This window comes from Rhodococcus sp. 14-2470-1a, from assembly GCF_002259425.1.
GTDB classification, from domain to species: Bacteria; Actinomycetota; Actinomycetes; order Mycobacteriales; family Mycobacteriaceae; genus Rhodococcoides; species Rhodococcoides fascians_E.
In genome coordinates this window covers 1-13,024 of record NZ_NPFZ01000045.1, presented here as the reverse complement: position 1 = coordinate 13,024, position 13,024 = coordinate 1, and the positions used below count along the sequence as shown (strand labels likewise).

The window sequence follows — 13,024 nt, the reverse complement described above, 5'->3', positions numbered from 1 at the left end:
GAGACCACCAGCTTCGTTGGAGACCCGCCCTCGTTGGCGGTGCCACACGGGTGATGAATTTTTGTGAGCGTCACTGCTGAATTTCGATGAGCGCCGTCACCTCATCGGGTTGTTCGGGGAGTGTCTGTGGATATTGGTCCTTCGGAGGGTACTGAACACATCGATCGACGTAACGCGGGTCTGGATACGCTGGTTGCACGGTCGCTGTCCGATCCCTCGGAGTATCGCGCGATCGCTGACCCTGACCCCGATTCACTTCAGCTTTTGTACTGGTATGGCGACGCTCCGACTGGCATTGCATGGCAAACAAGCCACTTACCCGGCGCTAAACCGGTTCTACACCCCGGTGACATTCCTGATGCAATCCGAATCGGACAATCCTTGAAAGTTGCGCAAGCCGGGGCTGTGGAATCGGCCGAATTTCGTTTTCTGACACCCTATTCGGATTATGTCGCGGTGTCGGTGTCTGCGAGAGCTATCGACCTCGATGACCGCTCCAGAGCAATCCTGGTGACGCTCCGGCCACAGGTTCCGTAATTTCTGTTTCCGTTGCCAAGACAAGCCAGCTGTTGGTAGCGTTTGCCTACGCTCACCGAGCGCCTGTGGCACGCACCTTGTAGTAGTCGGGGCGGCCTCCACGTCTTTTTCGGACGTTCCACTCTCCTGCCCGAATTCTGCCTGACGCTGCTTTTAAGCGTAATGGCGTCTGGGCAGACGGACCTTACGAGGAATCAGTGCGGAAGAAAGTCGTGAAGAAGCCAGCAGTTCGCTCGTTCGCAAGGTTGTTGGCTACTGGTCTTACCTGCTTGGTCGTCATCGCGGCACCTAGCGTCACCGCCAGCGCGCAACCAGTCGAGCCCAGCCCCTCGGGGGGCGACTCCGCTCCGGTGGAGGTTCAGGTGCCGTCGATAAACGAGGCGTCTGGCGGCGTGGTGTAGCTGCGTCAGAGCGATTGCGCGGGCGGTCATCTCGGCGATTTCGGCGGGTAGTGGTGGTCCGTCGATGGTTCGGATTCGCATGGCCTCGAGTGTGGCATCGGGTACCGACAGATTGTGTTGCGCTGCAACGGGTTGAAGCCTGAACCGCGCGTGCACGAGCGGCCCGTCTGCGCTGTGGTCGGGGTGTAGCAGTGCGGAGCGCAGCGGAGTTCGATTCGGCGGACGCCCGCAGGGTGGCCCGACCCTGCTCCCTCACGCTTTCCCGATCCCAGGCAATGGAGAAGGCCCGCACCCGGTGTGGGGTGCGGGCCTTTCGGTCTACGGGCTGTGAGCCGGTGTCAGGGCTGTTCGGCTGGTGGGGTGGTCGGGCGCCCTTCGGCGGCGTCACGGATCCACTGGGGTACCTCGAGGCCGTCGCGTTCGTACAACGCGACCGATGCCCGTGCTGCGGCCCGCGCGACCTGTGGTCGGGCTGCGGTGGTGCGCTTCTCGGTGGTGGTCATCGTGGGTCCTCCTGCTCGTTCTGGTTGTCAGTGTCCTCGGTTTGTGCCGGTGACGCCAGTGCTCGCCACAATGCCCGGGTTGCGACAGCGCGCAGGACGTCTCGTTCGGTTCGGGTGATGAGCGGTGAGTCGGTCACCGGTGTGTAGATGTCCCAGCCCAGGGCGGCTTCGGCTTCGTTGTCGCTGGTGGTGCGTTCGAGGCACCAGGTGATCCGTTGCCAGGCTTGGGCGCGTTTGTCGGCCACGGTGCGTTGGCGGACGGTCAGGGCGACGCCGACGACGGCGAGGACACCGACGATCAGGGTGACCCAGGACGGTCCTATACATGTCAAGCGATCCGTGGGCGGGAGCAGTGAATCGTCTGTCAGTCGAGCATGTGTCAGTCGTCGAGTTCGCAGAAGCGCAGGGCGTTCTGGAACGGATCCAGTAGCTCGACGGTCGGTCCACCAGGTGCGGAGCGATCGATACCGGGTCGCAGAGTCACCAGATGGTCTCGCCGACGCAGCTCCCGGTGGAACGCCGCGATGTCGACCGTCGGCAGCCACACAGCGGCCCCTGGTGTTCCATCCCCGTGGTGTTGACTCAGGTCCAGGTGAACACCGCCACGGGTGACCCGCATGTAGAGCGGTAGATCGGCGGCGAAGCGATGCTCGAAGTCGACCTCGAATCCGAGGTAGTCGCAATAGAAGTTTCGTGTCGCGACCTCGTCATACACCCGCAGGATCGGAACAGCCGCCAGCGGACGGGGAGCGAGAAGAGCGGCGCTGCAGCTGTTCCAGTCTCGAAATCCGGCAGTGTGAGCGACGGCCTCGAGTGACTGGGCGTGGGTCAATTGTGCAGCACCTGATTCGGCCAGGAACTTTCGCAACGTTCGTGCAGCGGACTTCAACTCATCGATGGTCATGTGAACGGGCATCAGGGATCCTTCGTTGGAAGCACAACCGAGTCCGGATGCTCGCATTACCGGCGGTCAGCTGCTTCCTGACGGATTCCGATGGTGGACCCTCAGAGCAACGTGTTCACCGAACCCCGGACGGGGCGCGAGCGGCAGGTACGTCAACCTCTGCTGACATGCTGCCACATCCTGCGAGATCAGCGACGAGATCGTTGAAAACCTCCCGCGCCACGAACCGCTTGAGGCACCTGATGACGTCCTTCTTCGACAACCCGTCACCGCGCCGGCGTTGCATGTAGTCGATCGTGCGTTGGTCGTACCGCAGCCGACACACGGTGATCAAGTAGAGCGCTCTGTTCGCGGCGCGATCACCGCCTCGGTGCAGCCTCATCCTCGTCGTCTTGCCCGACGAGGCAGGAACAGGGGCGACACCGCACAACCGGGCGAACGCGGCCTCGGAATGAAGCCGGCCGATGTTCTGCCCCGCGGTCACCAACAACTGCGCCCCGTTGACCGGTCCTACCCCGCACGCTGCGCGCATCGTCGGAGCCGTCGCGGTCACCAAAGTGTCGAGCTCGCGCTCCAGAACGGCGATCTCCTCGGCCAGATCGCTGGCCCGACGACCGAGAGTCCGCAATGTCAACTTCGCAGCTTGTTCCGGATCGGACAGGCGCGACAAGTCCGGACGCAACCGGGAGCACGCTTCGACGGCTCCTTTCCCCCGCTTGTAGGTGATCGACTCACGCAGAGCCACCGGGGCGGTGATCAGAACATCTTGAATCTGTTGCAGCGCAACGGTACGAGCGTTCACTGCCGACTCCCGCGTGAGAAGCAGCATTCTGATCGATTCCACCGCTCCGGTACTCGACTTCGGAACGATGGCGTCGGCTCCGGTGAGGACGTGCCGAGCAGCCATCTCCGCATCGAGGGCATCGTCCTTCCCACGGCGAGCCCGCGCATGTTTGTTGGTCGTGTTGATCTCCGCGACCGACATGCCACGTTCGAGCAGGTGACGCGTCAGTCCCGCAGCGTACGAACCGGTGCACTCGACACCGAAGCTCGCCGGAGTTCCGAACGTCTCCACCCATTCCGACAGCTCGTTGTAGCCCTGCGCTGTGGCTCCGAACTGGCGCGCTCCTAGCCTCCTTCCACCCCGTGTGAGCACAGCTGCGTAGTGAGTGTCTTTGTGTGAATCGATGCCGACGACGATGTCACCGTCCATGTGATCCGAGCCTTCCCGTTCGACGGACTCGGCGGGCCTTCCGACCGAGTTTCGCGCTGGGTGGGCGGACGCTGGCGGTGGACAAAACAGTGATGGGGCAGAGTCGCTTCAAGGTCCTATGAAGTCACGCCGCCAGGCCCGACCACCGACGAGCGGGCCGCTCGACACCGCGACGACGCGTCTTGGGAAAGACACACCGGTCACTTGTGCGGTAGGTCAATCGTGGTGCCTAGCGACCCTGTGTCCAGTGTTCACTGCTTGAGCGGGCATCAGGGGCGTTCCTTCCAGGTGGTGCGAGGTTGGTTGCCCCGGTGCCGTCAGGCACCGGGGCGGGTGGTCACAGGCGTGCGGTTCCGCGGACGATGTCGCCTTCGATGTAGGTGAATCCGTCTCCTCGGCCGTCACGGAGCGCGAAGTGGTAGTCCGCTTGGATCCAGACGGTATCGAAGTGTCCGGCGCCGGTGAGGGTGCCGAGTAGGTCGCGGTCGGCTCCGTTGGGGAAGAACGCGACTCCGGACGAGGGCGGGTAGTAGCGGCCCAGGGTGTCGATCAGCGATTCGACGCTCCGACATTCGGCGGCCGCGTCGAGGGCCTTGTCGTAGGTGGTCCAGTAGTCGTCGTTGTCGTTGGCGGTCATGACTTGCTCCTCTGTCTGGTCGATCGGTGGTGGGCGTGGCGGGTCAGTAGTCCTCGTCCCACCGCTCTCCTGCGTAGGTGGGGTCGAAGTCGGCGGGTGCGTGGGCCGGGTAGCGGCGTCGGAGGTCGTCCTCGAGGTCGAGGCGGTCTTGCCAGTGCTTGTCGCATCTCGGGTGCGCTACTCCGGTTCCGGACAGTGCGTCCCGGTATTCGACGTCGCCGGTGCAGTCGGGTCCGTCCGCGATGCAGGTAGCGGTCTCGGTGTTCGTGGTCTCGGTCATAACTGTTGCTGCCCTTCGGAACTGGTGCCGGGTCGGTCTTGCGTCCTCCCCCCGTTTTTTCGCCGTTTCTGGCGTGAGGAGAGAAGGCAGCGCACGGGGCCGACGGGGCAACCCTTCGGCCGGACAGTTTTCGTGGGAGCGGAGCGAGCACGGGACGAAAAGTGTTCGGAGCCTTCGGTCGTAGCGCAGCGGAGCGAGGGGTTGAGGCGGCGGGCACGGGTGATGAATGCTCGCCGGTAGCCAGAACCGCTGTGAAAAAACGTCTGTGCTCTTTCCACGGTGCGGAGCGAAGCGGAGCTCGATTCGGTGGACACCGTAGGTGGCCTGATCCGCCGGCCGGAACATTTCGGCCGGCGAATCTCCCGGTGCACCTAGACGGTATGGAGGTCTTGGCTGGGGCCCCTCCGCATGTAAGCGTGGGTTGCCGACAGGAGTGGGTCCTGGCCGGTAGAGCCACAGATGTGGGAGGCCCCAGTGAAGAATCATCGTACGAGTGTTGGTTTGGATGTGCACGCACGATCGGTGGTGGCGTGCGGTTTGGATGGCGAGACGGGCGAGTTGTTCGAGCGTCGCATGTCGCCTGATCACAAAGAAATCCTGGAGTGGATTCGTTCGCTGCCAGGACTGGTGCATGTCGTCTACGAGGCGGGCCCGACCGGTTTCGGTCTGGCCCGTTTTCTGTTGGCCGCCGGTGTCGATTGTGTGGTGGCGGCACCGTCGAAAATTCAGCGTCCCCCTGGTGACCGCATCAAGACCGATGCCCGTGATGCCCGGCATTTGGCTCGGTTGCTTCATTTGAGTTCTATTGTGCCGGTTCTGATTCCGAGTACCGAGCAGGAGTCCGCTCGTGATCTGGCGCGAGCAAGGGAGGACTGCCGCGGCGATCTGGTGTCCGCACAGCATCGCCTGACACATGTGCTGCTGCGTCAAGGGATCATCTACAGCGGCGGCAAACCCTGGACCGCAGCCCACGATCTGTGGTTACGTCGCCAGCGGTTCGATTCACGTGCACTGCAGATCACCTACGACACCGCCTACGAGACCGTCATCGCCACCACCGAACGCCGGAATCGTCTCGATACCGCCATCGCGGACATGGCTGCGCATTCGTCGTTCACTCCGGTGGTGACCCGGCTGGGGTGCCTTCGTGGGGTGGCGACGTTGACAGCGTTCGGTTTGGCGACGGAGATCGGTGAGTGGGACCGGTTGACCGGCCGCTCGATCGGTGCGTTCGTCGGGTTGATCCCGACCGAGCATTCTTCCGGTGAATCCCGGTCGCAGGGCGGTGTCAGCAAAACCGGCAATGCTCACGTACGCCGACTGCTGGTCGAGGCTGCCTGGCATCATCGCAAGCCGTATCGGCCGGGGCGTGAACTGGTGGCACGGTGGAAGGCGTCGACTCCCAAAGCCAAAGCGCGAGGACATCAAGCGAACCGGCGGCTGCACGCACGGTGGGAACATTTCGACGAACGCGGTAAACGTGCGGTGGTCGCCAATGCCGGGATCGCACGAGAGCTGGCCGGCTGGTGCTGGTCGTTGGCCACGCTCGAGGAATGACTGAAGCTCCGACGCCGAAGTAGCGATCTGCGTCGGGATAGATGTCCGGAATGAACGGTCGACGACGATGTGGGATGTGGCCGAGCGTCTGGGAGTGACCCGCTAGCCGCCTATGAGCAATCCTCAACTGCGCGTTGGGATCACGCTCGACTCATAGACTTGCGATCCACTCCAGCCGAAACAGTCCGTCCTGCGGTAACCAACCCGCGTATATGAGAGTTGACGACGCGTCGAACACTACGACACGCTCACCTCCCACTCGCATCGATCACCATCCCGGCAACAGGAAGCGGTGGCACACACGACGGTGCGTGCCACCGCTTCACCATGCCGTCGTTGACAGGCCGACCTCCATATGAGGCGGCTGCCCCGGTCCCGGTGTCCTCGCCGTCGTCCGACTCGGCGTCGGCAGGGTCGAGGGCGTCGGCCAGATCGTGGACAGCGGTCAGTACTGCTTTCGCGGTGGCGGTGACCTGCTCGGGGTCTCCTGCTGCCCATCCGGCGATGTAGCCGACGCTGTAGGCGCTGGTGTCGAGTCCGAGCATCCCGGCCAGGACGTAGGCGACGGATTCGGCTTCGACTTCCATCCGGCCCCGGTGCAGGTCTTTGCGGGCTTCGGGGCCGATGAGGTCGGGTGCGTGCATGATTGCGTGCGCTGCCTCGTGGATCATCGTTTTCGCGGCCGCTGCGGGTTCTAACGCTGCGTCGACGACGATCCGGTGGGAGCCGTCGGTGGTGGTGTAGCCGTTCGCGCTGCTGGCGATCGCCTCGCGGGTGACGGTCCATCCACGCCCGGTCATGATCGCGGCGACGCGGTCGTAGATCGCATCCGGATCGGCGCCGGTGAGCAGCTGGGCGATTTCCTCGGGCTGCGGGTGTCCCTCGATCGGGTCGGTTTGGGAGTGGTCGAACACCGACAGAATCGGGAAGGTGGGCACCTTGCGGGTCTCTTCGTCGCCGGTGTCGGGGTCGGTCTCGGTGACGGTGCGGGAGCTGTAGCCGTAGATCCGGATTGCTCTCTCGCCCTTACGAACCTGCCGTCCGCGCTGTTGCCACGCGCGGAATCCGGCGACCTGCGTTGCCTCTGGTTTCTGACTGAGGATCAACAGGACATTATTGAAAAAGGATGCGGAATAGCATCAGATGCACGATCGCCGCCCCGCCCGTTGCAGCCGACACGATCTCACCATGAACCGACGCCCGTTGTGGCCGCACCGGCACGCCATCCGATTCGAGGGCAGACTCGCTCGTATGAAGGTGGAAATCTTGTACTTCGACGGGTGCCCGAACTGGCAGGAAGCTGCGGACCGGGTTCGCGCTGCGGCCAGCCTGATCGGACAGTCGGACATCGAGATCGGTCACCGGCTGATCTCGTCCGACGCCGAGGCAGCGGCGTCGGCCTTCGCCGGCTCACCGACCATCCTTGTCGACGGCGTCGATGCCTTCGACGATGCCGTGCAACTGACCGAACTCGCCTGCCGCGTCTACTCGACCGACCGCGGCCTGGCGGGTCTGCCGACCGTCGACCAACTCGCCGCGTCGCTGCAATCGAAAGGCGAAGCGCTGCAACGATGAACGCAGCGAAGGGTCGCGTCCCGCCGCCCCGGTCGAACACTGAGCGGTAGCGCCCGCGCGGCGACCAGTGAACCTCGACCTGCACGCACTCCCCTAAGGCACGGCAGCGTTCACTCCCTCGTGGCGTTCGCCGGCGTTAGTGTTGCCCATGGCTATGTCCAGAGCGGTCCCCGCGCTGCCGGTACGGCACATCGAGACCGCGATCGCCGTCTACACCCGCGCCTTCGGCTTCACGGCGCAGTACTCCGATCCCACCTTCGCCAAGCTCACTCGAGACGACGTCGAGATCCACCTGTGGGCCTCCGACGACGACAGCTGGACCACCCGCACCGACCCTGCGCCGTGGCCGGTGTGCAGCGGAGCGGAGACCTTCCTCGCCGGAACGGCCAGTTGCCGCATCACCGTCGACGAGATCACGGAACTGTACGACGAACTCTCGCGCGCGGGCGTTCTGCACCCGGCAGACGCCGGCCACCCCGTCGCGACGGACTGGGGGACGACGGAATTCGCGACCGTCGACGGCGATGGGAACCTGCTCACGTTCTCCACGAACACTATTCGGACCGAAAGCCCGGTCGTCGACGGTGACGGTGACGCTGTCACCACTTCCTGACCGGCGGAGCCGTTGATCACCACGCATCCATCGGCGTCATCACGAAACTTGCATTGGATGCATGATACGTTCATGCGATGTCGGCCATGGATACCGTCGGGTCCGGCGCTTCTCGCGCCGGGGGGTCGGCAGATCACCTGATGCGAGACGGTCTGTCGCTGCTCGCGCCCGAGGAGACCGTGCTCGCGGCGATGATCGAAGGGTGGGAGCAACAGCAGCGCTCGCGGATGCTCGCGAACCTGACCATCGAGCGGCGGACACAGATCGTGCGCCGGTTGGTGGTCTTCACCAACGACTACCCGTGGCAGTGGTCGTCGGCGGACGTCGAGGAGTGGACGACGCATCTGGTGGAGTCGGGAGCCGCGCATTCGACGGTGCGGCTGTATCAGATGGCGGCATCGCTTTTCTGCAGCTACATCTCCGACGTCCGCTACCGGTGGCACGAGGTCTGTGAGCGGCACTTCGGGGTGCACCCGGTGCAGATCTTCCACGAGTGGAACATGGTCGTGCACCGCAGCGACTATGAAGGGCGACCCGGCAATCGGCCGCTGACCCGCGACGAGCTGCAGGCGTTCTTCGACTACTGCGACACCCGGGTGAACCGGGTCGGCGCCTCCGGCCGCAAAGGATGGCTGGCGAGCTATCGCGACGCCACGCTGTTCAAGGTGATCTACGCCTGGGGCCTACGCCGCCGGGAGGCCTCGATGCTCGACACCGTCGACTGGACCGCCAACCCCGCGGCCACCGAGTTCGGCCGCTACGGGGCGCTGTCGGTGCGCCACGGCAAAGCCCTCTCCGGCGGACCGCCGCGGCGCCGCACGGTCCTGACCACCATGGAATGGGCCGCCGAGGCCGTCGACGAGTGGGTCACCGAGATCCGGCCCCTCTACGACTCCGACCAACTCGCCCTCTGGCCCACCGAGCGCAGCGCACGGGTGGGAGCGGTGTCGATCTCCCAACGGTTCGCCGAGTACCGCGACGCCGTCGGGCTCGAGAAGCACCTCGGCCCGCACTGTCTGCGCCACTCGTATGCGACACATCTGCTCGAGGACGGGTTCGATCACCTCTTCGTCCAACAACAACTCGGACACTCCTGGGGATCGACCACCGCGATCTACACCAGCGTCGGCACCGATTACAAGAACAACGCCCTCCGACGAGCACTGAGTCGGGCGTTCACCACCGCGAGCACCGACGAGGAGAACTGATGCCGCACCCGCAGCTGAACTACCAGTGGCATCTGCGCCGCCTCCTGGCCGACCAGGGCATCTTCGCGACCACCGGACTCGGACCCCTCCTCGCCGAACGGGGCATCACACTCTCCGAAGCACAGGTGTATCGCCTGGTCACCGGGACACCCGAACGTCTGAGCCTGCGCACGCTGATGGCACTGTGCGACATCCTCACCTGCACACCCAACGACCTCATCGAACCGATCGCCGAACCCGCCACAGGGACCGCGACCGGAACATCGACACACCGCCCCGACACCGCTGCCGCGACCACCCGCGCCAAGACCCGCACACCACGACGCGCCGACATCCGGCGACAGTGATCGCAGGACGGTGTCGCATCTGCACCACCGCCGAGGTTCGCGGCATGACGGTGTGCGACCGCTGCAGAAAACGAGCCACGCAGCACCGCGGTACGTGCGCCGGCTGCAGAAAGCCGGACAAACTGTTGGACGACGCCGACACCTGCCGGTGGTGCCGCCAGAAGGCGCGTCGCACCTGCACCTGTTGCGATGCAACAGGATCAGCTCTCACCGGCGCCGAAGGCGACACCCTCTGTCACCGGTGCACACTGACCCGCCGCCTCGACGCGATAATCCCTCCTCATGCCGACGGCCCCCTCGCACCGCTGCGGCAGCCGCTCCTGCACGCCGAACCCGTCACCACCCGCCGGTGGCTGATCCGCACCACACCCCTGCTGCTCTCCATCCAGGACGGCAGCACAGCCCTCACACACACCTCGTTCGACACCCTCCCGCACCCGAAGTCGGTCGAGCACCTGCGCTCACTCCTCGTCGCCACCGGCATCCTCGGCCCGGACCTCGACCGCAGCCTGCGCCGCCTCGAAGCCCAACTCCCCCAACTACTGAGCAGCCTGACCCCGAACCACCGCGCACTCCTGACCCGGTGGACACAGTGGGCCGTACTCCCCAGATTGCGCGCGGCGACCGAGAAGCGGGAAGGCCATGTCGGCGCCCAGAACGCTCGCTCACAGATTCGCCAATCGGCACTGTTCCTCGACTTGCTGCAGCAGCGCTCGACAGAGCTCGGCGAGTGCACACAACACGACATCGACACCTGGTTCAGCGCGCCTGGAGCCGCCCACTGGCGCGTGCGGTCCTTCCTGACGTGGGCACGACGCAACCGGCACCTACCCCGCACACTCACCCTCCCCTCGAGCTACCGAGGCCGAGCGGAAGTCCCCACCGACGACGACGAGAGGTGGCAGATCTGCCGACGCCTCGTCCACGACGAGTCTCTGGACCCCGCCGACCGGCTCGCCGGCGCCTTGATCGCGCTGTTCGCCCAACCACTGACCCGTATCGCCGGACTCACCACTGCCCACGTCACCGAAACCGACGCCGGGGTGGAACTGCGGCTCGGCAGCGCCGACACGCTTCTGCTACCGGATCCGTTCGCCCAGATCGCACTGCAACTACCCCGACCACGACGCGCAGGAACCGCCGAGCAGATACCTCAGACATGGCTCTTCCCCGGTCACCGTGCTGACATACCACTCACGGCGACGGCGCTCGGTAACCGGTTGCGTCGCATCGGTATCAGTCCGCAGGCCCTGAGACTGTCCGCCATCGCCCACCTCACCCGAGAGCTCCCACCGAGCGCACTCGCCGCGATGCTGGGTCTGAACGCACACACCGTCGCGCAGCACACGCTCCGAGCCAGCGGCCAATGGGCGAACTACGCCGCCGACCGCCACTCCTGAGTCTCGCTATTCGCAGGGTCGAATACGGCAACCCTGCCAGTGCTGTAGGAGTGGAACGAGGCCACGTGGTCGAGGTACGCGCGCCAGGTGTCGGAGCTGGTCAGCTCGGCTACCTTCTCGGTGATCGAGGTGTGCAGCGATGCCGCCAGCTCGCGGCGTGCTTCGGCTTTGTCCGCTGCGCTGGTCTTGGTCCGTGATGCCATGACTGGCCCCTCTCCCTCGTGACCGGTCCCCCGGCCTGCTCTGCCAATTTCTTGTCGCCGTCATCTGGCGTGAGGAGAGACAGCAGCGCACGGGAACGACGGGGCAACGCCGCGGCTGGACAGTTTTCGTGGGAGCGCAGCGACTGCTCTACGAAAAGTGTTGGGAGCCTTGGCCGTAGCGCAGCGGAGCGAGGGGTTGAGGCGGCGGGCACGGGTGATGCAGTATCGCCGGGAGCCAGATGTGCGACAAGAAATTCGATGTCTTTTCACGGTGCGGAGCGCAGCGGAGCTCAGTTCGGGGGACGCCCGCAGGGTGGCCGGCACCGCCGGCAGGCGGAACACCCGACAGCTCGTCGACACCAGCGGTGTCCACCTTCGACGTCGCAAAACAGCACGGTTGCCGATCTGCCCGAGAGTCGATAACCTCAGATGAGCTAATGTGATGTTTTCGAGAATAGGTGGCGCAAATGGTGACTCCGGCGGACGTAACGGCGATTCTTCGGGCGCGAATTCGAGCGGGCGACTATGGAGAGCGCGGCCCGATGCCTACGCTCGACGAGTTGAACCAGGAGTTTTTTCCGTCGCCCTCGCGGCCTCAGCCGCATGCCGGTCGCGCGGCTTATGCGCCGTTGATCGCCGAAGGAATGGTAGAGGTCAGAAAGGGTCGGAACGGAGGTCACTTTCTTATTTCTCGATATCCGCGCAGCTCGAGTAGCGCGCTTACTGCGCTGGCTGCGAAGATCGACGGTCTAGCTGCTGACCTGAAAGCGCTTCGAGATCACGTCCTCTACGTCGTCGAGTTCGAGAATATTCTCGTTGTCGACCGCGTAGCTGCCGAAGCCAACCGAAAGTTCGGCGAGAGCCTGCACCCGTCCCGGGGACGTGCGGAGGAGTTTGCGGTGGAGATCCTGGTCCGCCTCGGGATAGAACGTGACGATGCCGTGAAAACGGCTCGTTTGGCAGGGTTTGCTGCTGCGGACATCAATCCTTACGGGGTCCGAATTTACGGCTGCACTCTCGGCGGCGAGCGCGTCGAGGTGATGCCGCCGGACCCGGCTTATTACGAAGACTGGTTCGATTTGGTCGACGCCAGCGAGGCCTCGGAGCGGCCGGATGAGGTCTAGAAATTTAGACGTTCGCATTCGGTGGTGGTCCTCTGCGATGTCGGTGTCGGGTGCAGCGACTTCGGGTCGGGAGATGCCCGCAGAGTCGCCGGCACCGCCGCGCGGCATAACGTGCGATCGGTCGTCGACGCAGGCGGAGTGCCCACCTCCCGCTTGTGGATCACATGAGGTGATTGTGCGGGAGCGACGGAGACCATCCACGCTCGTGCCGCGGTAGCTCCTAGCTGCAACTTCACGTATGGACCCGCAGGTAGGTCGAGTTCTTGGACCGTTGGAATCACATCCGTCACAAAACATGCAGTGATACAGCATGATTCGACTCGATTCAATACTTTTGACCGTTTCATTACTTGCGCTAGCGTAATCGGCAACTTTGCCGCTAGGGTAGGTAAAACCGGCCGGTCTGCAACCGAGGCGGATTGCTGACGAGGCTCAGCGAATTTCAGCAGTTGTGCTCGGCGAAACTCGTCACCCGTGAGCGGTCTTCACTGTAGTGGTTGGCGGGTTCCGGTGGTGGCTTTG

At 64.3% G+C, this 13,024-nt stretch carries 15 protein-coding genes; 7 read left to right on the top strand and 8 right to left on the bottom strand.

All coding sequences use genetic code 11. The annotated features are described in order from the left end of the window. Positions 1 to 1,276: 1,276 nt before the first annotated feature. The 6 genes from CH292_RS29080 to CH292_RS26155 form a co-directional block, all read right to left on the bottom strand. Positions 1,277 to 1,441, bottom strand: coding sequence for a hypothetical protein (locus CH292_RS29080; protein ID WP_155288773.1), 165 nt, complete (start codon positions 1,439 to 1,441; stop codon positions 1,277 to 1,279). After that, a complete protein-coding gene (locus CH292_RS26175) occupies positions 1,438 to 1,773 on the bottom strand; it encodes a hypothetical protein (RefSeq protein ID WP_094656105.1) in 336 nt (111 codons plus the stop codon). The genes CH292_RS29080 and CH292_RS26175 overlap by 4 nt, the downstream gene beginning before the upstream one ends. Positions 1,774 to 1,820: 47 nt before the next feature. Next, on the bottom strand, positions 1,821 to 2,357 hold the full coding sequence (locus CH292_RS26170) for a glyoxalase superfamily protein (protein WP_219520300.1): 537 nt from the start codon (positions 2,355 to 2,357) through the stop codon (positions 1,821 to 1,823). A 103-nt stretch (positions 2,358 to 2,460) separates the two neighbouring features. Continuing rightward, entirely contained in the window at positions 2,461 to 3,558 is a 1,098-nt protein-coding gene (locus tag CH292_RS26165; RefSeq protein WP_206498880.1) for an IS110 family transposase, read from the bottom strand. 337 nt (positions 3,559 to 3,895) lie between these two features. After that, entirely contained in the window at positions 3,896 to 4,195 is a 300-nt protein-coding gene (locus CH292_RS26160; RefSeq protein WP_094656104.1) for a hypothetical protein, read from the bottom strand. Between the two features lie 43 nt (positions 4,196 to 4,238). Further along, positions 4,239 to 4,475: a hypothetical protein gene (locus CH292_RS26155; RefSeq protein WP_094656103.1), complete on the bottom strand. Its 237-nt coding sequence runs from the start codon at positions 4,473 to 4,475 to the stop codon at positions 4,239 to 4,241. 459 nt (positions 4,476 to 4,934) lie between these two features. On the opposite strand from CH292_RS26155, the gene CH292_RS26150 reads away from it, so the two are divergent. Then, on the top strand, positions 4,935 to 6,032 hold the full coding sequence (locus CH292_RS26150) for an IS110 family transposase (RefSeq protein ID WP_094656102.1): 1,098 nt from the start codon (positions 4,935 to 4,937) through the stop codon (positions 6,030 to 6,032). Positions 6,033 to 6,280: 248 nt separating this feature from the next. Here CH292_RS26150 and CH292_RS26145 read toward each other — a convergent pair whose 3' ends face one another. Then, positions 6,281 to 7,138 carry an ArdC-like ssDNA-binding domain-containing protein gene (locus tag CH292_RS26145; RefSeq protein ID WP_256978586.1) on the bottom strand — a complete coding sequence of 286 codons (858 nt, stop codon included), beginning with the start codon at positions 7,136 to 7,138 and terminating at the stop codon, positions 6,281 to 6,283. Between the two features lie 145 nt (positions 7,139 to 7,283). Here CH292_RS26145 and CH292_RS26140 point away from each other — a divergent pair, with 145 nt between their 5' ends. The 5 genes from CH292_RS26140 to CH292_RS26120 all read left to right on the top strand — a co-directional run bounded on the left by CH292_RS26140 (position 7,284) and on the right by CH292_RS26120 (position 11,175). Continuing rightward, positions 7,284 to 7,607 (top strand): hypothetical protein, encoded by a 324-nt coding sequence (locus tag CH292_RS26140; protein ID WP_037190622.1) that lies wholly within the window; start codon positions 7,284 to 7,286, stop codon positions 7,605 to 7,607. Between the two features lie 148 nt (positions 7,608 to 7,755). Then, positions 7,756 to 8,220 carry a VOC family protein gene (locus tag CH292_RS26135; RefSeq protein ID WP_052047650.1) on the top strand — a complete coding sequence of 155 codons (465 nt, stop codon included), beginning with the start codon at positions 7,756 to 7,758 and terminating at the stop codon, positions 8,218 to 8,220. A gap of 77 nt (positions 8,221 to 8,297) precedes the next feature. Then, entirely contained in the window at positions 8,298 to 9,428 is a 1,131-nt protein-coding gene (locus CH292_RS26130) for a tyrosine-type recombinase/integrase (protein ID WP_241258386.1), read from the top strand. Further along, complete coding sequence (locus CH292_RS26125; protein ID WP_032400201.1) at positions 9,428 to 9,775, top strand: helix-turn-helix transcriptional regulator; 348 nt, start codon at positions 9,428 to 9,430, stop codon at positions 9,773 to 9,775. Before CH292_RS26130 ends, CH292_RS26125 begins: the two co-directional genes overlap by 1 nt. A gap of 44 nt (positions 9,776 to 9,819) precedes the next feature. After that, positions 9,820 to 11,175 carry a hypothetical protein gene (locus tag CH292_RS26120; RefSeq protein ID WP_141216875.1) on the top strand — a complete coding sequence of 452 codons (1,356 nt, stop codon included), beginning with the start codon at positions 9,820 to 9,822 and terminating at the stop codon, positions 11,173 to 11,175. On the opposite strand, the gene CH292_RS26115 is transcribed toward CH292_RS26120, so the two are convergent. After that, on the bottom strand, positions 11,151 to 11,378 hold the full coding sequence (locus CH292_RS26115; RefSeq protein ID WP_032400203.1) for a hypothetical protein: 228 nt from the start codon (positions 11,376 to 11,378) through the stop codon (positions 11,151 to 11,153). The genes CH292_RS26120 and CH292_RS26115 overlap by 25 nt on opposite strands. A gap of 542 nt (positions 11,379 to 11,920) precedes the next feature. Between CH292_RS26115 and CH292_RS26110 the strand changes: the two genes are divergently transcribed. Then, positions 11,921 to 12,502, top strand: coding sequence for a hypothetical protein (locus CH292_RS26110; protein ID WP_141215099.1), 582 nt, complete (start codon positions 11,921 to 11,923; stop codon positions 12,500 to 12,502). The last annotated feature ends 522 nt before the right edge of the window (positions 12,503 to 13,024 follow it).